Origin of the sequence: Klebsiella sp. DY2415 (assembly GCF_026314315.1) — a bacterium.
Classification (GTDB): domain Bacteria; phylum Pseudomonadota; class Gammaproteobacteria; order Enterobacterales; family Enterobacteriaceae; genus Klebsiella; species Klebsiella ornithinolytica.
The window spans coordinates 415,536-439,400 of sequence record NZ_CP111115.1 but is presented as its reverse complement, the minus strand read 5'-3'; the positions used below and the strand labels follow the sequence as shown (position 1 = coordinate 439,400).

Sequence of the window (23,865 nt, the reverse complement as noted above, 5' to 3'; positions counted from 1 at the left end):
GCCCTGAGGTTCCCGCCGCGCTCCGGCGGGAACCATATTTTCTTCTTATGCCAACTAAGCGGTAGGCGCCCGAAAAATCGTATATTGTGCCAACCCTCTGCTGCTATGCTACGACCGCTTATCCCTCTCCCACTGCTTGCTGCGAGGATGTTCCGTGGATCACTTACCTATTTTTTGTCAGCTGCGCGGCCGCGACTGCTTACTGGTCGGCGGCGGTGATGTTGCCGAACGCAAGGCGCGCCTGCTGCTCGATGCCGGCGCCAGAGTCACGGTCAACGCGCTGGGGTTCTCGCCGCAGTTCCATGTGTGGGCCGATTCACAGATGCTGACCCTGGTGCAAGCGCCGTTCACCCCGACGCTTCTCGACACCTGCTGGCTGGCCATCGCCGCCACCGACGATGAGGATGTCAATCAGCAGGTCAGCGACGCGGCAGAGGCACGGCGGATATTCTGTAACGTGGTCGATGCGCCGCAGCAGGCCAGCTTTATTATGCCGTCGATCATTGACCGCTCGCCGCTGATGGTCGCGGTCTCCTCTGGCGGTACCTCACCGGTGCTGGCGCGGCTGCTGCGGGAAAAGCTGGAGTCGATTCTGCCGCTCCACTTAGGCCAGCTGGCCCACTATGCCGGCCAGCTGCGGTCGCGGGTGAAAAAACAGTTTGCGACGGTCGGCGAACGTCGACGTTTCTGGGAAAAGCTGTTCATCAACGACCGTCTGGCGCAATCGCTGGCCAATGAAGACCGCCAGGCCGTTGCCGATACTACCGAGCAACTGTTAACAGAGCCGCTGGATCACCGTGGCGAAGTGGTGTTGGTCGGCGCCGGTCCCGGCGATGCCGGACTGCTGACTCTCAAAGGGCTCCAGCAGATCCAGCAGGCGGACGTCGTGGTGTATGACCGCCTGGTCTCTGACGACATTATGAATCTGGTACGTCGCGACGCCGATCGGATTTTCGTCGGTAAACGCGCGGGCTATCACTGCGTGCCGCAGGAAGAGATTAACCAGATCCTGCTGCGCGAGGCGCAGAATGGACGTCGCATCGTGCGCCTGAAAGGTGGCGATCCCTTTATTTTTGGCCGCGGCGGCGAAGAGCTGGAAACCCTGTGCAACGCCGGGATCCCCTTCTCGGTGGTACCAGGAATTACCGCGGCTTCAGGCTGTTCCGCCTATTCAGGTATCCCGTTAACCCATCGCGATTTCGCCCAGGGCGTCCGCCTGATCACCGGCCATCTGAAGACAGGCGGCGAGCTGGATTGGGAAAACCTGGCGGTAGAGAAGCAGACGCTGGTGTTTTATATGGGGCTGAACCAGGCCTCTGCTATCCGGGAGAACCTGATTGCTCACGGCATGGCGGCGGATATGCCCGCGGCTATCGTTGAGAACGGCACGGCGGTCAGCCAAAGAGTCGTCGCCGGCACCTTAGATCGGCTGGATGTTCTGGCGCAGCAGATGGCCAGCCCGGCGCTGATTATCGTTGGCCGCGTGGTCAGCCTGCGCGACAAGCTGAACTGGTTCTCCCATCACTGATACTGACGTTTCGGGTTCGGCTCGCGAACCCCGAGAAACTGACCGGCAAACGTCACATATGCTGAAAATACAAAAGGGCGGGATTGACCCGCCCTTTTCTGTTTCTCTCCCGGCTATCGCTTACGGCTTAGCCACAAAACCAATGGCTTCATAGACCGCTTTCAGCGTTTGCGACGCGCGAGCGCTGGCTTTTTCCGCCCCGTCTCTCATCACCTGATTGAGGAACGCTTCGTCGTTACGGAAGCGGTTATAGCGCTCCTGCAGTTCCAGCAGCATACCGGACACCGCATCAGCCACTTCGCCTTTCAGGTGACCATACATTTTGCCTTCGAAATGTTGCTCCAGCTGCGGAATACTCTGCCCGGTGACGCCCGAGAGGATATCCAGCAGGTTGGAAACACCGGCTTTATTCTGCTGGTCATAGCGAACAACAGGCGGCTCGTCACCGTCGGTCATTGCACGCTTAATCTTCTTCACCACCGATTTCGGGTCTTCCAGCAGGCCGATCACGTTATTGCGGTTGTCGTCTGACTTGGACATTTTCTTTGTCGGTTCAAGCAGGGACATCACGCGAGCGCCGGAGGCAGGAATAAACGGCTCAGGCACTTTAAACACCTCGCCGTAAAGGGCGTTGAAGCGCTGCGCGATATCGCGGCTCAGCTCCAGGTGCTGTTTCTGATCTTCGCCAACCGGAACCTGGTTGGTCTGATACAGCAGAATGTCCGCCGCCATCAGCACCGGATAGTCAAACAGACCGGCGTTAATGTTTTCCGAATAGCGCGCGGATTTGTCTTTGAACTGGGTCATACGGCTCAGTTCACCGAAATAGGTGTAGCAGTTCAGCGCCCAGCCCAGCTGCGCGTGCTCCGGCACGTGCGACTGAACGAAGATGGTGCTTTTCTCCGGGTCGATACCGCATGCCAGGTAAAGCGCCAGAGTATCCAGCGTCGCTTTACGCAGTTTCTCAGGATCCTGACGCGCGGTGATGGCATGCAAATCTACGATACAGTAGATGCAGTGATAATCATCCTGCATGCTCACCCATTGACGCAGCGCACCCATATAGTTGCCAATGGTCAATTCACCTGAGGGCTGTGCGCCACTAAAAACGATGGGCTTAGTCATTTTTCAATTCCTGAGTTTCACTATACGGTAGCCCAAGAGCGGGCAAGAGTTCATTAAACTGGTCAAAGATGTAGTCCGGTTCGCTGAGCGCGATCGACTCGCCGTAGTTATATCCGTAGGTCAGCCCGATGGAGCGGCAGCCCGCGGCTTTAGCCGCCTGGATATCATTACGCGAATCACCAACGAACAGCAGCTCAGCAGGCGCCAGGCCCAGCTTCTGCGCCACAAGCAGCAGGGGATCCGGATGGGGTTTTTTATTCTTCACATCATCGCCGCCGATGACGACCGTAAAATACTTCGCGATATCCAACGCGTCCAGAATTGGCGCAACGAACGGCGTCGGCTTATTGGTCACCAGCGCCAGCGGCAGGCCTTTCGCATGCAGTGCGCCAAGCGTATCAGCCACCGCCGGGAACAGAAAACTGCCTTCTTCCGCCGCTTCAGCATAGTAGCGATCGAACAGCTTACGCAGCACCATCAACTGCTCTGCCTGTGGAATATCGTCATGATCGACGGAGGGTTTCCCCATCGCAGCACGCTGGGTTGCGCGTTCCTGACGCGCCCAGCTCAGGGCCCGCTCCATCAGAACATCCGCACCGTTGCCGATCCAGGTTACGACGCGCGCCTCGCCGGCCATCGGTAGCTCCAGCGCATAGAGCGCGCTATCAACCGCCGCCGTCAAACCCGGCGCGCTATCGACCAGCGTGCCGTCAAGGTCAAAGGCGACACCGCGAACAGAGTGTAATTTATCCATGACTAACCTTTGCTAATTCACTACGCATTTGATCGATAACCTCCTTGTAGTCCGGACGATCGAAAATCGCCGAACCGGCAACAAACATATCTGCGCCTGCCGCCGCAATATCCGCAATATTACTGACCTTCACGCCGCCGTCGACTTCCAGACGAATATCATAACCCGACGCATCGATGCGCTGACGCACTTCGCGCAGTTTATCCAGAGTCTGGGGGATGAAGGACTGACCGCCGAACCCCGGGTTAACGGACATCAGCAGGATAACGTCCAGCTTATCCATCACATAATCAAGGTAGCTCAGCGGCGTGGCCGGGTTAAACACCAGACCGGCTTTACAGCCATGTTCTTTGATCAGCTGCAGGCTGCGATCGACGTGCTCAGAGGCTTCCGGGTGGAAGGTGATGATGCTGGCGCCCGCCGCGGCGAAATCAGGAATGATGCGGTCGACCGGTTTCACCATCAGGTGCACGTCGATCGGGGCGGTGATGCCATAGTTGCGTAGCGCTTTCAACACCATAGGGCCGATGGTCAGATTCGGCACGTAGTGGTTGTCCATCACGTCAAAGTGCACAACGTCCGCACCTGCAGCCAGCGCTTTGGCGGTATCCTCGCCCAGGCGGGCAAAATCAGCCGACAGAATCGAAGGGGCAATCAAATACTGCTTCATCCGCATCTCCTTGAAATTATTTAGTCTTGGGCGGACGGTAAAGAGCCAGAAGCTCGTCCACCTTCTTTCGTGTACCACCGTTGCTGCTGATACTGCGTCGAACTTTGACGACATGCAGTTTAGCCTGACGATACCATTCGCGCGTGAGCGCCGTATCGTGGTTGGAAATCAGAACCGGAACCCGCTGCTCCAGCAGGTTCTCCGCCAGCTGCGCCAGATGGGCCTGCTGCTCGGCGTTAAAGCTGTTCGTATGATAGGCCGTAAAATTGGCGGTAGACGATAACGGCGCATACGGCGGATCGCAATAGACCACCGAAGAACCGTCCGCGCGCGCCATACTGTCGGCATACGACTCACAGTAGAAGTACGCATTCTGCGCCTTCTGGGCAAAATGATACAGCTCAGCTTCCGGGAAGTAGGGCTTCTTATAACGGCCGAACGGTACGTTAAATTCGCCGCGCAGATTATAGCGACACAGGCCATTGTAGCCATGGCGGTTCAGATACAGGAACAGCACCGCACGACGCAGCGGATCCTGACTTTGGTTGAATTCAGTACGGAACTGATAGTACTGCTCTGCCGCGTTATTCTCGGGCGTAAACATTTCACGCGCCGCCGCAACGTACTCATCCGTCCGCAATTTAACGATGTTGTAAAGACCGATCAGGTCGCTGTTGATGTCCGCCAGAATATAACGAGAAAAGTCGGTATTAAGAAATACCGACCCTGCGCCAACAAAGGGCTCAATCAGACAATCGCCTTGCGGCAAGTGTTTCTTTATATCGTCAAGCAGGGGGTATTTACCCCCTGCCCATTTCAGAAAAGCGCGATTCTTTTTCATGCTGCCTAACTAATTACCACATTCTCCGGCTGTGGAGAAAGCTCCGACAGCACCCTGCGCTTAAGACTACACCGCACTTACTTCAGATCGGCCTGAACCTGATGCAGCGGTTTCGCCCACGGGTTTTTCGCCTGCACATCCGCTGGCAGAGTGGCTACAGCACGCTTCGCTTCATCTTTCGAAGCGTAGATACCGCTGACCAGTACATACCATGGCTGACCGTTACGCGTGGTCTCGTAGACGACATATTTATCCAGCTTCTCTTTCTTCGCCCAGCTATTCAGGTTGTTGTAGTTGGAGGAGCTGCTGAGTTGCAGAGTGTAGTTACCCGACGGCGCCGCTTTCATCGAGCTGACATCACCCGCAGTTTTACCCCCGGCAGTTGCAGCCGGAGCCGCCGTCGCCGCAGCGGTAGCCGCTGGTGCGGTCGCGGTTGTCGTTGTCGTTGTCGTTGTCGTCGGAGCCGGCTTCGTCGTCTGTGCGGTGGCAACAGGTTTGCTCGGCTGAGCGACAGGCGCTTTCACCGGCGCAGCCGCAGCGGTGCTTTCAACACGCTTCGGCTGAACAGGTTTCGCTTCAACCGGCGCTTTCGCCACTGGTTTCGGCTCAATCACCGTATGCTTACGCTCTACCGGACGCGGAGCGGCGGCAGTCTGACGTTCAGTTGTTGCCTGACGCGGGGCGGCGCCATTACGGACAGGAGCAACGGTCGCCGGTTCAGTCGGCAGCGTAGAGTTCGCTACGGCGCTGTCAATCTGGCCCTGCTGCTGAGTCAAGGCATTATTCAGGTCGCCCTGCACCTCAACACGCTGCTGTCCCTGCGGCTCAGCGCTAGTCTGACCCTGAGTCGGATTAGAGGCGATCGGCGGCAGAGAAACATCCTGCTGCGGGTTGTTTGCCGTGGTCTGGTCCTGAGCGACAGGCTGGCCATTGCCAGACTGTCCATTGTCAGACTGATCGCCTGACAGGTTAATGCTCTTTTCGCCTGACGCGGTTTGTTCACTGGAAGAGGATGGCGATTTCAGTGCAGAGCCAATGCCAACGATCAGCAGCAGCAGCACGAGAATCCCCACCCCCATCATAATATACTGGCGGGAGGCTGGCTTCGCGGGCGCTTTCTTACGCTTGCGCGGACGACGCTCAACCTGCTGCTCTTCCGACTCTTCGTCTTCTTCAGACTCTACGTCCGCTTCATACTCTTCTTCATCGCGCTCACGGCGTGCTTTGCTGGCGCGCGTCGGACGGCTGTCGTCCGCATCAAGATCGACATCATCAAAATTGATCTGCGGATCGCTATCGCGCTCGGAAGATTGACGGGAACGACCAGTACGACGATCGCTGCGATCGGCTTTCAGATCATCTTCTGGTTTTAATTCATCCATTTAACACCCCACTAAAAGGCTTATGCTCACGACTATTGCATGTCACCTGAAATGATAACGCCGCGCGGACGCGGCTAGACCTTCTTATTGTTGCGCTAGCTGAGTATCAGCAATCGCGCCAAGAACAACATCATGCGACACTCCGCCGCGAACTTCGCTTTTCCCTATTGCCAGCGGTAGCACCAGCCGCATTTCGCCTGCCAGCACCTTTTTATCACGCATCATGTGGGGCAAATACGCCTGCGCAGTCATCTCCTGCGGCCCACGTACCGGCAAGCCCGCACGCTGCAGCAGCGTCACGATACGCTGTGTATCCTGTGCGCTGAACTGCCCTAATCGCTCGGACGTATGCGCGGCCATCACCATACCGGCAGAAACAGCTTCACCGTGTAGCCAGTTACCGTAGCCCATTTCGGCTTCGATAGCATGACCAAAAGTATGTCCAAGATTGAGTAAAGCACGTAACCCGGTTTCGCGCTCGTCGGCCGCAACAACTTCGGCTTTCAGCTCACAGCAACGACGAATACAGTACGCCATCGCCTTCTCATCAAGCGCCATCAGCGCATCGATATTGCTTTCCAGCCAGCTGAAGAATTCACCGTCGAGGATAATGCCGTATTTGATCACTTCGGCCAGTCCGGAAGAGAGTTCACGGGCCGGCAACGTCTTAAGACAGTTGAGATCGACGACCACGGAAACCGGCTGCCAGAAGGCACCAATCATGTTTTTACCAAGAGGGTGATTGACGGCCGTCTTGCCGCCGACCGAAGAGTCCACCTGCGACAGCAGGGTGGTTGGAACCTGGATAAAACGCACGCCGCGCTGATAGCTAGCCGCGGCAAAGCCGGTTAAATCACCGACCACGCCGCCGCCGAGCGCCACCAGAGTGGTGTCACGGCCGTGCGGTTTTTGCAGTAAAGCGGTAAAGACCGAGTCCATCACCGTCAGGCTTTTGTACTGCTCGCCGTCGGGTAGAATGACGCTATCTACGTTAACCCCCGCCTGCTCCAGTACAGAGCGAACGTTATCCAGATAAAGCGGCGCCAGCGTTTCATTGGTGACCAGCATAACCTGGTCGCCTGATTTCAGTGGCTGGAAGGAAGCTGGATCGTTAAACAAACCAGCCGCGATGGTAATCGGGTAACTACGTTCCCCGAGGGTTACAGTAAGCCTCTCCATAACGCGACGTCCACCTCAGTTGCTTTTTACTCTGACGCTCTTTATTAAGCCAGAATCAATTGCTTTCCAGCATATGAATAATCTGGTTTGCCACTACTTTTGCGCTCTGATCGTCGGTACGGATAGTGACGTCAGCAATCTCTTCATACAGTGGGTTGCGTTCGTCGGCCAACGCTTCAAGAACTTCGCGAGGCGGCGCTTCAACTTGTAAGAGAGGACGCTTTTTATCGCGCTGCGTACGGGCAAGCTGCTTTTCGATCGTTGTTTCCAGGTACACCACCACGCCGCGGGCGGAGAGACGGTTACGCGTTTCACGGGATTTCACAGAGCCGCCGCCAGTCGCCAGCACAATTCCCTGTTTTTCCGTCAACTCATTGATGATCTTTTCTTCACGGTCGCGGAAGCCGTCTTCACCTTCGACATCGAAAACCCAGCCCACATCTGCGCCAGTGCGTTTCTCAATCTCTTGATCAGAATCGTAAAATTCCATATTGAGCTGTTGGGCTAACTGGCGCCCAATAGTGCTTTTGCCGGCACCCATAGGCCCAACCAGAAAGATATTGCGTTTCTCTGCCATTTTTTCGGTACTACTAAGACTATTCGTTAATGGTAAACCCGCTTCGCGAATACCCAGCGCAGCAGGACATGAACTGAAACCTCATATGCAATAGAGCGAGAGTCAGACTAAAAATTATCTCAATACTCAGGCAGGTTTGGCAACTGAATATACTCGTCATTATTCAAACTACCTCGCCGTCGGCTGCACTCATCCGCCTCCAGGTGCATAGTTATCTATGTTTCTGGGGGTAAACCAGCTTACCGCCTCGACGCATCCTGAATGATCTTGTGGATAAATCACCGGACAAAAAGGGAGGATTGATGCCGAACCCGACTCTCAAATCGGTACCCCTTGTATGCTAAATCCGTCCTCACGTCAAACACCTGAAACGTGTTTAGCAAGAAAAACCGCTTAATGCACTGCCAGAATTCGTGGGGTAATGAAGACAACCAGTTCACGCCGTTCGTTATCTTTGCCGTCGCGACGAAACAGCTGGCCGAGCAGCGGAATGTCGCCCAGTAGCGGAATACTGTCGCGGGCAGATTTCTTTTTTTGCGAAAAGATTCCGCCCAGAGCCAGCGTTTCGCCGCTTTTCACTTCAACCTGGGTCTCAATTTCCTGTTTATCGATAGCCAACGCTTCGCCATTTTCCTGCTTCAGAACCTGACCTGGCGTATTCTCCGTAATGCGTAGTTTCAGGCGCACACGATTCTGTTGCAGAACCGTTGGCGTGACCTCCATTCCCAGTACCGCCTCTTTGAACTCAATCGATGTTGCACCGCTTTCCCCGCGCGAGACCTGATAGGGAATTTCACTCCCCTGCTTAATGCTGGCAGACTGCATATGAGAAGCCAGCAAGCGCGGGCTGGCGATGATTTCCACCTGCTGTTTTTGCTCCAGCGCCGAAAGCTCCAGCTCCAGCAAGCGCCCGCTCAGGCGGCCGATATTAAACCCCACGCGATTGCTGGCATTGTTCAGCGCCTGATGGCTGCTTAAGGTCGTCAGCTTACCGGAACCCGGCATGCTGCTGGCTTCGGCCATGCTCCATTTCACCCCCAGTTCACGCAGGCTGGTTTCGCTCATCGAGACAATATGCGCCGCCAGCTCGACCTGACCGACCGGCAGATCCATCTCCTGGGCCCACGCGGTCAATGCCGACAGATGCGCGGCATCGTCGTGAATGAACAGTCGATTGGTGCGTTTATCCACCGTCAGGCTACCCCGGGCGCTGAGCAATTTATCCCCGGACTTCGCCAGCTCGCTCGCATCAGCATGCTGCAGCATCACGCTATGCCTTTGCAAAGGCAGGTTCTGCAATTGCTTCGCGCGCGCCGCCTCTTGTTGCGCCTGCCGCGCATTTTGCCAGACCAGCGTATGCACATGCAGTACCGTGCCCTGTTGGTTATACATCAGCCCGGCGCTATCAATCACCGCGCGCAATGCCTGCTGCCAGGGAACGTTCTTCAGATGAAGCGACACCGTACCGCTGACGTCAGGCGCCACAACCAGATTTTTTTGCTGCATCTCGGCCAGCGTTTGCAGTACCTGGGCAACCGGCACATCGTCCACCACCAGCGACACGAGTTTCTCATTTTTTGCCGTCGCTATTGCTGGCAACAGCAGAAACAGCAGGCTTATCCATCGCATCATATTTTGTTCCTTTTTCCCGCAGCCATTCCCAATGCGCAGGTTCGCATCCAGGCCCTGTTGTTATTGCAACTCGCTCCGCCGTCAGCAAATGGATTCGCCAGCCTCCCGGCAAAGCGTCCTCTTTTCGCACCCGGCGCCATTGGTTACGATGATCCAGTAAATAACCCACCCAATAGTGCCGATGACCGACCGCGCCGCCATAGCGCCATTGCGCCAGCTGTGCCGTCTGGCAGCGATCCTCCGGAGGCAGAAACGGATCGCGATCGCCGGCCAGCAAGGATAGCGGCAGCGGAAGCAGCCACAGAAAACGCCAACCCTTACCCCACATCTTCGGCCTCCAGCTGTAGCGTCATCAGGAGCGTCTTTTTTTCCGGACGCAGTGAAAAGCCCGTTACACGCATTCCGCACTCCGCCAGCCAGGAAAACAGCGGCGGGACCGCCTGCCAGCGGACCTCCAGCAGCAGCTCGCCGCCGCGCCCCGACGGGCGCCAGCTCACCAGCATGGCGCCTGATACCGGCAGCGTAATCGGGGAGAACAGCGCACGCTTTTGTTCATCCGGGAAGGCATTTTGCAAGGTAGTCTGCAGCGGTATTAACCGAAGCCACTGCTGGCGCAGACGGAGATGTCCGTCGGTTTCTGCCGGTGGAGGCGAAGCTGAGAGCCGGGAAAAAATCACCGCGATCAGCCCCAGAACAATCGGCAGCGCGAGCCGCCCGCCGCGCAGAGAAAAAAATGCCGTCATTCCACGTTCAATGAGTGCCTGCATCAGCGTGCTCTCCGCTCAGGGAAAAGCGAAACTGCCAGCGCCCCTGCTCACCGCGGCGCGTTTCATCGGCTCTGGCCGGTTTGAATCCGGCAACCGCGCTCAGCGCTTTTTCCAGCCCCGCCACGGCCTTAAGATTCAGCGCCAGACCGCTCAACATCAAGGTATCGCGCTGATACTCCAGCCGGGTTAACCAGGCCTGCTCCGGTAGCTGCGCGGCGATTGCCCATAACCGGGACTGCCAGGCCTCGGTTAATGCCCTTTTTTGCTGTCTCAGGCGCAGCCGCTGTCCTTGCTGCTGTCGCTCCAGCATCATGCTTTCGCGCTGCCGGAGTGCGGACCAGAGCTGGTTTTCAGCCGCGGCTCTCACCGCAGTCAGCGCCTCAACCGCGTGACGCTCAGCCCGCTTAACCTGAGCAATCGTCAGCAAGATCAGTAGAAATCCCACCGCGTACAACAGCACGATACGCAGCCGCTGGCGGCGACGCGCTTCACGCCAGGGCAAAAAATTCACCGCCGTCGTCATCGTTGCCGCCCTCCTAATGCCAGCCCAATCGCCACGGCATAGCGCTCTCCACAGTCCGGCAGCGGTGGCTGCAGGCGATGAATCACGCGCCAGGGGTCAAAAGAGGTCTCATCGCCAGAACGCGTGGTGCAGCGCTGGAGTGATTTGGCATCGATCAACCGGGAGAGCTGTGAAAACGAAGAGGCTTCAGCGCACGGCAAACTGCCCCAGCCTTCCCGCGTTGCCCACAGCCAATGAGGATCGTTGCGCCACGCGAGGCCTTGCGAGCCAGACGGCAGCCAGGGGAGGAATGCTGCCAGCGCGCAGGCATCCGGTACAATGCCTGCGATGCTCAGTTTCAGGCGGGCGGCGAGCTGACGCAGAGCGTCGATATCCAGGCGTTGTGCTGCCGTCACCCGCCATTCGTTCTTTGCCGGCGCGGCGGAATAATCGACACATAGCGAGGCGGCCGGCATCTCCAGCTGTTGCGCCATCACGCTGGCTATCCAGGTTGCCCGCTCCTTATCGCGCAGAGACAGCTGCGGACGCGGCAGCTGCTTTTGTAACGTTCGGCTGGCCGGAAACGCAATGCTGACCTGATGTTGCAAAGGCAGTTCCCGCCGCCAGTTCTGCAACCGTTCAGCCAGCGCAGCCACGTCAACCACCATGCCATGGCGCACGATGCCGGGCGCCAGTTCGATATCCCACCAGCGGCATAACGCCCAGCGGGAACGCGCGTAGCGCAGTGCGACCAGCACTATTGCGTCCTGTTGAATATGCATCCCGATTCGCCAGTTGCTGAAAGCCATGCTTACGATCTCCTTGTCCACCATTACGGCTCGACTCTATCAATGCACCAGGCTTGCCTTTATACTACCGCGCGTTTGTTTATAAACTGCCCAAATTAAACTTAATGGGAAATCTCCGGTGAAGTTCGTAAAGTATCTATTGATCCTTGCAGTCTGTTGCGTACTGCTGGGAGCAGGCTCGGTTTTTGGCCTCTATAAATATATTGAGCCGCAACTCCCTGACGTCGCGACCCTGAAGGATGTGCGTTTGCAGATCCCGATGCAGGTCTATAGCGCGGATGGCGAGCTTATTGCACAGTATGGCGAGAAACGCCGTATTCCCGTCACGCTGCAGCAAATGCCGCCCGAGCTGATCAAAGCGTTTATTGCCACCGAAGATAGTCGTTTCTATGAACATCACGGCGTCGATCCGGTCGGTATTTTCCGTGCAGCCAGCGTCGCCATGTTCTCAGGCCATGCCTCACAGGGCGCCAGTACCATCACCCAGCAGTTAGCGCGTAACTTCTTCCTGAGCCCGGAGAAGACGCTGATGCGTAAGATCAAAGAGGCCTTCCTGGCGATTCGCATCGAGCAGTTGCTGAATAAAGACGAAATCCTTGAGCTGTACCTGAATAAAATCTATCTCGGCTACCGCGCCTATGGCGTCGGCGCGGCGGCGCAGGTTTACTTTGGTAAATCTGTCGACCAGCTTAGCCTGAGCGAAATGGCCGTTATCGCCGGCCTGCCTAAAGCACCATCGACATTTAACCCGCTCTATTCCATGGACCGCGCGACCGCGCGTCGTAACGTTGTTCTGGCACGTATGCTGAGCGAAGGCTATATCACGCAGACGCAATACGATCAGGCGCGCAACGAAGCCATTGACGCCCGCTACCACGCACCGGAAATCGCTTTCTCGGCGCCTTATCTCAGTGAAATGGTCCGCCAGGAGATGGTCAATCGCTATGGCGAGCAGGCGTATGAAGATGGCTACCGCGTTTACACCACTATCACGCGCAAAAACCAGCAGTCCGCTCAGCAGGCCGTCCGCAATAACGTGCTCGATTACGATATGCGCCATGGCTACCGCGGCCCGGCTAACGTGCTGTGGAAAGTGGGCGAAACACCCTGGGATCAGGCGAAAATTATCGCATCGCTGAAAAGCCTGCCCGGCTACGGGCCGCTTGCTCCGGCGGTGATTACCTCGGCAAATCCCCAGGAAGCGGTCGCGCTATTAAGTAATGGAACGTCGGTCACGCTGAACATGGAGGGCGTCCGCTGGGCGCGTCGCTTTATCTCCGATACCCAGCAAGGAGCGACTCCGCGCAAGGTCACCGATGTCCTGCAGTCCGGGCAGCAAATTTGGGTCCGTCAGGTCGGCGACCGCTGGTGGTTGTCGCAGGTACCGGATGTGAACTCGGCGCTGGTTTCCATTAACCCGCAGAACGGCGCCATTATCGCCCTGGTCGGCGGGTTCGACTTCAATCAAAGTAAATTCAACCGCGCGACCCAGGCCCTGCGCCAGGTAGGCTCGAACATTAAGCCGTTCCTCTACACCGCGGCGATGGATAAAGGCCTGACGCTGGCCAGTATGCTTAACGATGTGCCGATTTCCCGTTGGGACGCCGGTGCCGGTTCCGACTGGCAGCCGAAAAACTCCCCGCCGCAGTACGCCGGCCCGATTCGCTTGCGTCAGGGACTGGGGCAGTCGAAGAACGTCGTGATGGTTCGCGCCATGCGTGCCATGGGCGTGGATTACGCGGCGGAGTATCTACAGCGTTTCGGTTTCCCGGCGGGGAATATCGTGCATACCGAGTCGCTGGCGCTGGGGTCCGCATCCTTTACGCCGCTGCAGGTTGCGCGCGGTTATTCGGTGATGGCCAACGGCGGCTTCCTGGTCACGCCATTCTTTATCAGCAAAATCGAGACCGATCAGGGCGGCGTGATCTTTGAGGAGCGGCCTAAAGTTGCCTGTCCGCAGTGCAACCTGCCGGTCATTTACGGCGATACGCCGAAATCCGACGTGCTGGAAAATAAGGATGTCGAAGATGTCGCGACCTCGACAACACCGCAGAACTCCGCGGTGCCGCCGCAGCCAGAGCTTGAACAGGTCAACCAGGCGCTGGTTGCCCAATCCGGCGCCCAGGAATATGCGCCGCATGTGATTAGCACGCCATTGTCATTCCTGATTAAAAGCGCCCTGAACAGTAACATCTTCGGCGAACCGGGCTGGATGGGTACCGGCTGGCGCGCCGGGCGCGATCTGCAGCGCCACGATATCGGCGGTAAAACGGGGACCACCAACAGCTCAAAAGATGCGTGGTTCTCCGGCTACGGCCCGGGCGTCGTGACGTCGGTATGGATTGGTTTTGACGATCACCGCCGCGATCTGGGGCGGACTACCGCATCCGGCGCGATTAAAGATCAGATTTCCGGCTATGAGGGGGGAGCCAAAAGCGCTCAGCCAGCCTGGGATGACTTTATGAAACGCGTGCTGGAAGGCGTACCTGAAGAGCCATTAACCCCGCCGCCTGGCGTGGTAACGGTCAATATCGACCGCAGCACCGGTCAGCTGGCGAGCGGCGGTAACAGCCGCGCCGAATACTTCATTGATGGCACACAGCCGACCCATCAGGCGGTGCATGAAGTGGGGACCACGATCACCGATGGTGGCGGTGAAACCCACGAACTGTTCTGACAAAAAAGCGCCTGCGGGCGCTTTTTCTGCTTCTCTCTGCAGGCCATGGTGACAGGCCGGATGTTTGGCAAAGCGCCGGGCGGTCTACAGGCGTCCCTGAGCCTTCAGCCACTCGCGGACCAAAAACAGGGCGCTGACGTTGCGCGCTTCGTTAAAATCTTCATCATCCAACAGCGCCATTAACTGCGACAGCGGCCAGCGCACCTGCGGTAAAGGTTCCGGCTCATCGCCAGGCAGCGATTCCGGGTACAGATCTTCAGCCACCAGGATATTCATCTTGCTGGAGAAATAAGAGGGTGCCATGCTCAGTTTTTTCAGGAACGTCAGCTTATTGGCGCCGAAACCGACCTCTTCTTTCAGTTCACGGTTAGCGGCTTCCATGACGGTTTCACCCGGATCAATCAGCCCTTTAGAAAAACCAAGCTCATAAGATTCGGTGCCAACGGCATATTCACGAATCAGAATGAGATGGTCATCGACAATCGGTACAATCATCACGGCTTCACGCGTCGAAGGGCGCATGCGTTCATAAACGCGACGCACGCCGTTGCTGAATTCCAGGTCCACGCTTTCAACGTTAAAAAGACGCGAGCGCGCTACTGTTTCAACATTGAGAATGGTGGGTTTTTGTAATGATTTGCTCATTGTTATCGATCTATGCTGTGATTCCAGAAGTCATTGTGCGATACGCAGCACGGTTTCGGCAATTCAATTCGCCACTTATTTACATAGTTGCAACCTGCACTCGCAAAACGAGAGAATCAGAAAGATAAAAAAGTCAATAGGTTGAAATGTTTTTGAGAATTTACTGATTCCTGGATTTTAACGATTTTGATAAGCTTGTATGCTGCTGTATCGCACAATAAATTTTCCCGTATACATACGATATCTGCCGAGAGCACACTGCAGGTTCACGCAAAGTGTTAAGCAACTAAAGACACCTGTAAGAAAAGAATAACTACGATGGGATGGGCATGGGCACCTTTCTGATTTCTTTCACAGCTCTGCTAATCTGCGCATTGCTTATCGGGTGGTGGTATCGATCGCATGCCAGACGTCGCCGCCTCCCTCTCCTGCATGCCTTTAGCGATGCCGTCACCCGCAAGCTTTCTGAGCAAGAACGCCGCGCGGTGGAAAAGTACCTTGAAGGTCTCAACCACGCCCGACAAATGCCGGCATCGGGGGCAAGCGTTGCCCCTGCCGTACTGTCTCTCACCCAACAGAGCGATACTGTTTTCACGGTGACCCGCGCCATTACGCGCTATGGCATTACCACCGATGACCCGAACAAATGGCGCTACTTCCTCGACTCGGTGGAGGTGCATCTGCCGCCTTTCTGGGAGCAGTATATCAATGACGAAAATAGCGTTGAGCTGATACCCACCGACAGCCTGCCGCTGGTCATTGCCCTCAATGGCCATGCGCTCAGCGACTACCCGCAGGAGAGCCGCAGTTATGCCCTCGAACGGGCGTCGTCAACCCAGGCGTCAATCCGCGGGGAAGAGAGCGAGCAGATCGAGCTGTTGAGCATTCGCCAGGAAACGGCAGAGGAATACGCGCTGAGTCGGCCGGATGGGCTGCGTGAAGCGATCTTTATCGTCACCTCGTTCCTGCTGTTTTACTTCAGCCTGATAAGCCCCTATGTTTTTACCCCGTGGCTACTGCTCGGTGGACTACTGTTCCTGGCTGCGGGCCTGTGGGGTATCTACGCGCCGCCGCGTAAAGCGGCGCTCCGGGAGATCCACTGCCTGCGCGGGATGCCCAAACGCTGGGGTCTGTTTGGCGAAAATGACCAGGAGCATATCAATAATATCTCCCTGGGTATTATCGATCTGATCTATCCGCGCCACTGGCAACCCTGGATTGCCCAGGATCTCGGCCAGCAGACGGATATCGATATCTATCTCAGCCGTCACGTCGTGCGTCAGGGGCGCTTCCTGTCGTTGCACGATGAAGTGAAAAACTTCCCGCTTCAGTACTGGCTGCGTAGCGCCATTATCGCTATCGGCGCACTGCTGGTGGTGGTGATGCTGTGGGCCAGCGTCCCGCTGAATATGCCGTTTAAGTTTACGCTTTCATGGCTGAAAGGGGCGCAAACCATTGAAGCGACTACCGTTGCCCAGCTGGAGAAGTCGCAGGTTCGCCTCGGCGATACGCTGCGATTGAAAGGTACCGGAACCTGCAATATCCACTCGCCGGATAGCTGGACGGCGAAAGAGAACTCGCCGTTTATGCCGTTTGATTGCTCGCAGATCATCTGGAATGACGCGCCTCCCCTACCGCTTCCGGAGTCCGACGTCGTCGGCAAAGCCACGGCGCTGATGCAATCCGTGCAGCGCCAGCTACATCCCGATCCGGACGATGACTCGCACGTCAGCCCCGCGCTGCGCTCGGCGATTCAGAAATCAGGCATGGTGCTGCTGGATGATTTTGGCGATATCGTCATAAAAACCAACAACCTGTGTGCGGCAAAAGATGACTGTACCCGTTTGAAAAACGCGCTGGTTAACCTGGGCAATACGCGTAACTGGGAAGCGCTCACCAAACGCGCCAACTCGGGCAAGCTGGATGGCGTCAACGTTCTGCTGCGCCCGGTTAGCGCCGAGTCGCTGGAAAATCTGGTCACCACCTCAACGGCACCGTTTGTCATTCGCGAAACCTCACGCGCAGCGCAGGCCCTTAACAGTCCGGCTCCCGGCGGTTTCCTGATTGTCAGTGATGAAGGCAGCGATCTGGTCAATCAGCCGTGGCCGACCACCAGCTTGTATGACTATCCGGCGCATGAACAGTGGGGCGAACTGCAGCGTCTGGCCAGAATGCTGATGCATACGCCGTTCCACGCCGAGGGGATTGTGACCAATCTCTATACCGATGCCAATGGCACGCAGCACATCAACCTGCATCGTATTCCAGACCGTTCAGGTCTGTGGCGCTATCTGGGGACGACGCTGCTTCTGCTGACCATGCTGGGCTGCATGTCGTGGCACGGGATCCTGACGATTCGTCGCTACCAGCGTCATCGCCAGCGAATGGAAGATATTCAGAAATACTACGAAAGCTGCCTGAATCCGGTACTCATCCCCTCGCCGGAACATCAAGAGTAATTCCCTGCGCGGCGGGGTGTGATACCCTGTCGCGCATTTCCCCTCGCTGGAGACTCACCATGCATTTTGATATCGCCTGGCAGGAGGTTGATACCGTTCTGCTGGATATGGATGGCACGCTGCTCGACCTCGCCTTCGACAACTATTTTTGGCAAAAGCTGGTGCCGGAAACCTGGGGAGCGGCACGCGGGCTCAACCTGCAGGAGGCCAAAGAGGCGATGCACCAGGAGTATCACGCGGTGCAGCATACGCTAAACTGGTACTGTCTGGACTACTGGAGCGAGCGCCTGAATTTGGATATTCGTGCGATGACCAGCGAGCAGGGGCCAAGAGCAGCCCTGCGTGAAGATACCGTCCCGTTCCTTGATGCGCTCAAGGCCAGCGGCAAGCGGCGCATCCTGCTGACCAACGCCCATCCGCATAATCTGGCGGTAAAGCTTGAACATACCGGTCTCGACGCACACCTTGATTTATTGCTTTCTACCCACACATTTGGTTATCCGAAAGAAGATCAGCGTCTGTGGCGTGCGGTGGCGGAAGAAACCGGCTTCGATGCGCGCAAAACGCTCTTTGTTGACGATAGCGAGGCGATTCTCGATGCCGCGGCTCAGTTTGGTGTTCGCTACTGCCTGGGCGTCACGAATCCGGATTCCGGACTGGCGGAAAAAAGCTATGCCCGACATCCGGGATTGAACGACTACCGGCGCCTGATCCCTTCGCTGACTCCAAAGGAGAGGCCATGAAAGAGAAGCCCGTCGAAGCCGTCAGGCTGGACAAATGGCTTTGGGCAGCCCGCATTTATAAAACCCGTGCGCTGGCGCGCGAGATGATTGAAGGCGGCAAGGTGCATTACAACGGACAGCGCAGCAAGCCGGGTAAAATCGTTGAGCCGGGCGCCACTCTGACGCTACGCCAGGGCAACGACGAACGTATTCTGCTGGTCAAAGGGATAACCGAACAGCGCCGACCTGCCAGTGAAGCCGTCGCCTTGTATGAAGAGACGGCAGAGAGCATCGAAAAACGCGAGAAAATGGCGCTGGCGCGCAAAATGAACGCGCTGACCATGCCGCATCCCGACAGACGTCCGGACAAGAAAGAACGCCGCGACCTGATGAGATTTAAACACGGCGACAGTGAGTAACCGCCTATACCTGTAGGCACCGCTGTTGCCAGCAAGAGAGACCATTATGACTCAACACGATCAATTACATCGTTATCTGTTTGAAAACTATGCCGTACGCGGTGAACTGGTTACCGTTTCGGAAACCCTGGAACAGATTCTGGCGAACCACAGCTACCCGCAGCCGGTCAAAACCGTGCTGGCAGAGCTGCTCGTTGCCACCAGCCTGCTGACCGCGACGCTGAAGTTTGCCGGCGATATCACCGTGCAGCTGCAGGGCGATGGTCCTCTGTCTCTGGCGGTAATCAACGGGACGAATCAGCAGCAGCTGCGCGGCGTCGCGCGGACTCAGGGCGACATTCCGGAAGATGCGGACCTGAAAACGCTGGTCGGTAACGGGTATCTGGTCATCACCATCTCTCCGGATGAAGGCGAGCGCTATCAGGGCGTGGTCGGTCTGGAAGGCGACACCCTGGCGGCTTGCCTGGAAGATTATTTCCAGCGCTCAGAACAGTTGCCGACGCGCCTTATCATTCGCACCGGCGAACATGAAGGGAAACCGATGGCGGGCGGCATGCTGCTTCAGGTGATGCCGGCACAAGAGACCCAGGCCAATGATTTCGACCATCTGGCTACGCTCACTGAGACCATCAAAGCCGAGGAACTGTTCACCCTCTCCGCGACTGACGTCCTGTGGCGTCTGTATCACGAAGAAGAAGTGACCGTGTACGATCCGCAGAATGTGGAATTTAAGTGTACCTGTTCCCGCGAACGCTGCGCCGGGGCGCTGAAAACGCTGCCGGATGAAGAGATCGACAGCATTCTCGCTGACGAAGGTGAAATTGATATGCACTGCGATTACTGCGGCAATCATTACCTGTTCAACGCCATGGATATCGCCGAGATTCGCAATAATGCCTCTCCGGCCGACCCGCAGGTTCACTGATAATCCTGCCCACCAGAGCTCGCGGCGGAGGTTTTCTGCCTTCGCCGCGCCTGCCGTCAACTATTTCCTCGCGTGATGAATCGATTTTCACTGAAAGAGTTACGTAATTTTCTTTCAAGAAAGCGATTACATTCACAATTCAGCAGTTTTTTTAATTACTTTTTAACCAATAAGAAACATCTATCCCCACCAACGGCCAATTTCCTGAGATAATCACGCATGTTTCGTGACAGGAGTCACCGTGTTTTTCGTAAGTAAGGCGTTTGTCGAGATACGTAAATCTATGAGCCTGGTCGCGGTCTATACCCCGAAAGAACCCCTACAATTTAAAGCAGTATATATTATTGGCTAAGGAGCAGTGACATGCGCGTTAATAATGGTTTAACCCCGCAGGATCTCAAGGCTTATGGTATCAATGACGTCCAGGATATCGTCCACAACCCCAGTTACGATACGTTGTATCAAGAAGAACTCGATCCCACTCTGGAAGGGTATGAGCGCGGCGTACTCACCAATCTGGGCGCGATCGCCGTCGATACCGGTATCTTTACCGGTCGTTCGCCGAAAGATAAATATATCGTTCGTGACGATACAACCCGCGATACCGTGTGGTGGTCTGATAAAGGCAACGGTAAAAACGACAACAAACCGCTCTCGCAGGAAACCTGGCAGCACCTGAAAGATCTGGTCACTCATCAGCTTTCCGGCAAGCGTCTGTTCATCGTTGATGCGTTCTGCGGCGCCAATGCCGACACGCGTCTGAGCGTACGCTTCATTACCGAAGTGGCCTGGCAGGCACACTTCGTCAAGAACATGTTTATTCGCCCATCCGATGAAGAACTGGCCAACTTTAAGCCGGATTTCATCGTGATGAACGGCGCCAAATGCACCAACCCGCAGTGGAAGGAGCAGGGACTCAACTCTGAAAACTTCGTTGCCTTCAACCTGACCGAGCGGATCCAGCTGATTGGTGGTACCTGGTACGGCGGCGAAATGAAGAAAGGGATGTTCTCTATCATGAACTACCTGCTGCCGCTGCAGGGGATCGCATCAATGCACTGTTCCGCTAACGTGGGCGAGAAAGGCGACGTGGCGGTCTTCTTTGGCCTCTCCGGCACCGGCAAAACCACCCTTTCCACCGATCCGAAACGCCGTCTGATCGGCGATGACGAGCACGGCTGGGATGACGATGGCGTCTTCAACTTCGAAGGCGGCTGCTATGCCAAGACCATCAAACTCTCCGAAGCCGCAGAGCCAGATATCTATCACGCGATTCGTCGTGATGCGCTGCTGGAAAACGTGGTGGTTCGCGCGGACGGCACGATTGATTTCGACGATGGGTCGAAAACCGAGAACACCCGTGTCTCCTACCCGATCGATCATATCGAGAACATCGTTAAGCCGATCTCGAAAGCGGGCCATGCCACCAAAGTTATCTTCCTGACGGCGGATGCATTCGGCGTACTGCCGCCGGTATCGCGCCTGACGGCAGACCAGACCCAGTATCACTTCCTCTCTGGCTTTACCGCTAAGCTGGCCGGTACCGAACGTGGCGTCACTGAACCGACGCCAACCTTCTCCGCCTGCTTCGGTGCCGCGTTCCTGTCGCTGCACCCGACGCAGTATGCTGAGGTTCTGGTGAAGCGCATGCAGGCATCCGGTGCGCAGGCTTATCTGGTCAACACCGGCTGGAACGGCACCGGCAAACGTATCTCGATTAAAGATACCCGCGCCATTATCGATGCCATTCTCGACGGGTCGCTGGACAATGCGGAAACCTTCACGCTGCCGATGTTCGATTTGCAGATCCCAACCTCGCTGCCAGGTGTCGATACGCACATCCTCGACCCGCGTAACACCTACGGTTCGCCAGAGCAGTGGCAGGAGAAAGCCGAGCAGCTGGCGAAGCTGTTCGTAGAGAACTTCGAGAAGTACACCGATACGCCAGCGGGCGCCGCGCTGGTCGCTGCCGGTCCGAAGCGCTAACCGTGTATTTATAAAGAATAAGCCGGGCAATGCCCGGCTTTTTTATGCTCTCGCGCCGACCCGCGCGATTCAGACTGCCGCGAGCGGCCGCTTAACTCTCTTTGCTCTGTTTCGTCGGCGTTAGCGCACGTTGAACCGGAACCGGCAGCCAGGCGCGAATCAACAGCCCGCCCCGCTCGCTGGAGCCAATCTCCAGACGACCGTTATGGTTATCGATAATACGCTGCACAATCGCCAGCCCCAGCCCGGTACCGCTGGTGCTGCGGGCGCTATCGCCACGCACAAACGGCTGGAACAGATGCTCGCGTTGTTCTGGCTTAATCCCCGGGCCATCATCCTCGACCTGGAACCAGGCGCTGCTGGCTTCGCTACCGCTGCTGACCTTAATCCAGCCGTTGCCATAACGCGCGGCGTTAACCACCATATTGGCCAGCGCGCGCTTGATAGAGAGCGGATGAATGCGCAGCGGGATCTCGCCGGCCTGCAGGTCCGTCGCGATTTCACGTTCGTAACCGCTTTCCGCCGCGATAACTTCACCGAGCACCGAGTTAAGATCCGCCAGCTCCATCGGCATCTCCTGGCCCGTGCGCAGGTAATCAATAAACTGCTCGATGATGGCGTTACACTCTTCAATGTCTTTGTTGATCGACTCGGCAAGGTAACCGTCTTCTTCCCCCATCATCTCCGTCGCCAGGCGAATACGCGTCAGCGGCGTACGCAGATCGTGGCTGACGCCGGCCATTAACAGCGTACGATCGTCTGCCAGCTGTTTTACGCCTGCGGCCATGTGGTTAAAGGCCCGGGTGACCGAACGCACTTCGGATGCACCGTACTCCCGCAGCGGCGGCGGAATGATGCCTCGCCCGACCTGCAGCGCCGCATGCTCAAGATCGACCAGCGGCCGGTTTTGAATACGGATAAACAGCCAGGCGCCGCCGATCGCCAGCAGCATAATCGCCAGGGTATAGCGGAACAGCGGCGAGAAGTCGCCCTGGTGGATTTCCGTCAGCGGTACGCGCACCCAGATATTCGGCGACAGCCAGGTTTTCAACCACACCACGGGGGAGCTTTTGTTGACCTCGACCCGCACTTCGGTTGGCCCACCGAGCTGGTGCGCCATCTGCTGACTTAAAAACTCATAGTGCTGCGCCCAGCGCAGGCCTGCGTCTTCCGCCGCTTCATTGGAATAGAGCGAAATGCCCAGTTCGCGATAAATTTCGCGACGAAACGCCGGCGGCACCACCAGCTGGGTGCCATCCTCCAGCTGCAGTTTATCGGTCATCAGCATACGCACTTCGTATGCCAGCACCTTATTAAACTGCTGGAGACTCGGTAGAATCGCAAAATTCAGCACCACCAGATAGGTCGTCACCAGGCTGACAAACAGCAAGGTGACAATCAATAACAGGGTGCGAGCAAACGAGCTTCGCGGCGAAAAACGCACGCGTTTCATGCCTTAGAGCCGTCCGGTACGAAGACGTAGCCTAGCCCCCACACGGTCTGGATGTAACGCGGATGGGCCGGATCCTCTTCGACCATGCGGCGCAGACGGGAAATTTGTACATCGATGGAACGCTCCATCGCGGAATATTCGCGACCGCGAGCAAGGTTCATCAGTTTATCGCGGGAGAGCGGCTCACGCGGATGGCTAACCAGCGCTTTCAGTACCGCAAATTCACCGCTGGTCAGCGGCATCGGTTCATCTTCACGGAACATCTCGCGGGTGCCGAGATTCAGCTTGAATTTACCAAAGGCGATGACCGCCTCTTCCTGTGACGGCGCACCCGGCAGCTCATTCGCCTGGCGACGCAGCACGGCGCGGATACGGGCCAGCAGCTCACGCGGGTTGAACGGTTTTGGAATATAGTCGTCCGCACCGATTTCGAGGCCCACAATACGGTCAACCTCTTCCCCTTTCGCCGTAACCATAATGATCGGCATCGGGTTGCTTTGGCTACGCAGACGACGACAAATGGAGAGACCATCTTCGCCCGGCAGCATCAAATCCAGCACCATCAGGTGGAAGGACTCACGAGTCAACAGACGATCCATTTGTTCAGCGTTGGCGACGCTTCGAACCTGGAAGCCTTGCTCGGTCAGATAACGTTCGAGCAGCGCACGCAGGCGCATGTCGTCGTCGACAACCAGAATCTTATAATTCTCTTGCATTGTTTATACTCCCAAAGGTTCACTGCAATTGTCAGTGCGTATTCTCAAAAAAGCCCGGGTCGCCGACCAGCTAAATCTGGTATATATTCCAGGCTAA

22 protein-coding genes are annotated in these 23,865 nt (G+C 56.6%); 7 read left to right on the top strand and 15 right to left on the bottom strand.

Annotated elements, in window-relative coordinates; translation table 11 throughout:
- The first annotated feature begins 154 nt into the window (after positions 1-154).
- Positions 155-1,528 carry a siroheme synthase CysG gene (cysG, locus tag OQV00_RS01975; RefSeq protein ID WP_266279770.1) on the top strand — a complete coding sequence of 458 codons (1,374 nt, stop codon included), beginning with the start codon at positions 155-157 and terminating at the stop codon, positions 1,526-1,528.
- Between the two features lie 120 nt (positions 1,529-1,648).
- On the opposite strand, the gene trpS is transcribed toward cysG, so the two are convergent.
- From trpS to OQV00_RS01915, 12 genes are all read right to left on the bottom strand, one after another.
- Positions 1,649-2,653: a tryptophan--tRNA ligase gene (trpS, locus tag OQV00_RS01970; protein WP_015585618.1), complete on the bottom strand. Its 1,005-nt coding sequence runs from the start codon at positions 2,651-2,653 to the stop codon at positions 1,649-1,651.
- Positions 2,646-3,407 carry a phosphoglycolate phosphatase gene (gene gph, locus OQV00_RS01965; protein ID WP_004868442.1) on the bottom strand — a complete coding sequence of 254 codons (762 nt, stop codon included), beginning with the start codon at positions 3,405-3,407 and terminating at the stop codon, positions 2,646-2,648. Before gph ends, trpS begins: the two co-directional genes overlap by 8 nt.
- Positions 3,400-4,077 carry a ribulose-phosphate 3-epimerase gene (gene rpe / locus OQV00_RS01960; protein WP_004868444.1) on the bottom strand — a complete coding sequence of 226 codons (678 nt, stop codon included), beginning with the start codon at positions 4,075-4,077 and terminating at the stop codon, positions 3,400-3,402. Before rpe ends, gph begins: the two co-directional genes overlap by 8 nt.
- Positions 4,078-4,093: 16 nt before the next feature.
- A complete protein-coding gene (dam, locus tag OQV00_RS01955; protein ID WP_004868446.1) occupies positions 4,094-4,918 on the bottom strand; it encodes an adenine-specific DNA-methyltransferase in 825 nt (274 codons plus the stop codon).
- Between the two features lie 77 nt (positions 4,919-4,995).
- Positions 4,996-6,300 carry a cell division protein DamX gene (damX, locus tag OQV00_RS01950; RefSeq protein WP_071359811.1) on the bottom strand — a complete coding sequence of 435 codons (1,305 nt, stop codon included), beginning with the start codon at positions 6,298-6,300 and terminating at the stop codon, positions 4,996-4,998.
- A gap of 84 nt (positions 6,301-6,384) precedes the next feature.
- Positions 6,385-7,479, bottom strand: a complete 1,095-nt coding sequence (gene aroB, locus OQV00_RS01945) for a 3-dehydroquinate synthase (RefSeq protein WP_044347759.1) — start codon at positions 7,477-7,479, stop codon at positions 6,385-6,387.
- 55 nt (positions 7,480-7,534) lie between these two features.
- Positions 7,535-8,056, bottom strand: a complete 522-nt coding sequence (aroK, locus tag OQV00_RS01940) for a shikimate kinase AroK (RefSeq protein WP_004868452.1) — start codon at positions 8,054-8,056, stop codon at positions 7,535-7,537.
- A gap of 393 nt (positions 8,057-8,449) precedes the next feature.
- A complete protein-coding gene (gene hofQ / locus OQV00_RS01935; protein WP_015585617.1) occupies positions 8,450-9,688 on the bottom strand; it encodes a DNA uptake porin HofQ in 1,239 nt (412 codons plus the stop codon).
- On the bottom strand, positions 9,627-10,016 hold the full coding sequence (locus OQV00_RS01930; protein WP_032718318.1) for a HofP DNA utilization family protein: 390 nt from the start codon (positions 10,014-10,016) through the stop codon (positions 9,627-9,629). Before OQV00_RS01930 ends, hofQ begins: the two co-directional genes overlap by 62 nt.
- Positions 10,006-10,455 (bottom strand): HofO family protein, encoded by a 450-nt coding sequence (locus OQV00_RS01925; protein WP_004868458.1) that lies wholly within the window; start codon positions 10,453-10,455, stop codon positions 10,006-10,008. Before OQV00_RS01925 ends, OQV00_RS01930 begins: the two co-directional genes overlap by 11 nt.
- Positions 10,439-10,978 (bottom strand): PilN domain-containing protein, encoded by a 540-nt coding sequence (locus OQV00_RS01920; protein WP_015585614.1) that lies wholly within the window; start codon positions 10,976-10,978, stop codon positions 10,439-10,441. Before OQV00_RS01920 ends, OQV00_RS01925 begins: the two co-directional genes overlap by 17 nt.
- Complete coding sequence (locus OQV00_RS01915) at positions 10,975-11,766, bottom strand: type IV pilus biogenesis protein PilM (protein ID WP_266279764.1); 792 nt, start codon at positions 11,764-11,766, stop codon at positions 10,975-10,977. Before OQV00_RS01915 ends, OQV00_RS01920 begins: the two co-directional genes overlap by 4 nt.
- Before the next feature lie 118 nt (positions 11,767-11,884).
- Here OQV00_RS01915 and mrcA point away from each other — a divergent pair, with 118 nt between their 5' ends.
- Positions 11,885-14,443, top strand: coding sequence for a peptidoglycan glycosyltransferase/peptidoglycan DD-transpeptidase MrcA (mrcA, locus tag OQV00_RS01910; RefSeq protein WP_064359874.1), 2,559 nt, complete (start codon positions 11,885-11,887; stop codon positions 14,441-14,443).
- Between the two features lie 84 nt (positions 14,444-14,527).
- Here the strand turns inward: mrcA and nudE are convergent, their stop codons facing one another.
- Positions 14,528-15,088: an ADP compounds hydrolase NudE gene (gene nudE / locus OQV00_RS01905; RefSeq protein ID WP_004868466.1), complete on the bottom strand. Its 561-nt coding sequence runs from the start codon at positions 15,086-15,088 to the stop codon at positions 14,528-14,530.
- 329 nt (positions 15,089-15,417) lie between these two features.
- Between nudE and OQV00_RS01900 the strand changes: the two genes are divergently transcribed.
- The 5 genes from OQV00_RS01900 (at position 15,418) to pckA (ending at position 21,599) form a co-directional block, all read left to right on the top strand.
- A complete protein-coding gene (locus tag OQV00_RS01900) occupies positions 15,418-17,547 on the top strand; it encodes an intracellular growth attenuator family protein (RefSeq protein ID WP_044347753.1) in 2,130 nt (709 codons plus the stop codon).
- A 59-nt stretch (positions 17,548-17,606) separates the two neighbouring features.
- The gene (yrfG, locus tag OQV00_RS01895) at positions 17,607-18,290 is read left to right on the top strand and encodes a GMP/IMP nucleotidase (RefSeq protein ID WP_004868470.1); all 684 of its coding nucleotides are present in this window, start codon (positions 17,607-17,609) and stop codon (positions 18,288-18,290) included.
- Positions 18,287-18,688 carry a ribosome-associated heat shock protein Hsp15 gene (gene hslR / locus OQV00_RS01890; protein ID WP_004868472.1) on the top strand — a complete coding sequence of 134 codons (402 nt, stop codon included), beginning with the start codon at positions 18,287-18,289 and terminating at the stop codon, positions 18,686-18,688. The genes yrfG and hslR overlap by 4 nt, the downstream gene beginning before the upstream one ends.
- A 46-nt stretch (positions 18,689-18,734) precedes the next feature.
- Positions 18,735-19,613, top strand: coding sequence for an Hsp33 family molecular chaperone HslO (gene hslO, locus OQV00_RS01885; protein ID WP_004868474.1), 879 nt, complete (start codon positions 18,735-18,737; stop codon positions 19,611-19,613).
- A gap of 363 nt (positions 19,614-19,976) precedes the next feature.
- Positions 19,977-21,599: a phosphoenolpyruvate carboxykinase (ATP) gene (pckA, locus tag OQV00_RS01880; protein ID WP_004868477.1), complete on the top strand. Its 1,623-nt coding sequence runs from the start codon at positions 19,977-19,979 to the stop codon at positions 21,597-21,599.
- A gap of 91 nt (positions 21,600-21,690) precedes the next feature.
- On the opposite strand, the gene envZ is transcribed toward pckA, so the two are convergent.
- Positions 21,691-23,052, bottom strand: coding sequence for a two-component system sensor histidine kinase EnvZ (gene envZ, locus OQV00_RS01875; RefSeq protein ID WP_004868479.1), 1,362 nt, complete (start codon positions 23,050-23,052; stop codon positions 21,691-21,693).
- The gene (gene ompR, locus OQV00_RS01870) at positions 23,049-23,768 is read right to left on the bottom strand and encodes an osmolarity response regulator transcription factor OmpR (RefSeq protein WP_001157751.1); all 720 of its coding nucleotides are present in this window, start codon (positions 23,766-23,768) and stop codon (positions 23,049-23,051) included. The genes envZ and ompR overlap by 4 nt, the downstream gene beginning before the upstream one ends.
- Positions 23,769-23,865: the final 97 nt, after the last annotated feature.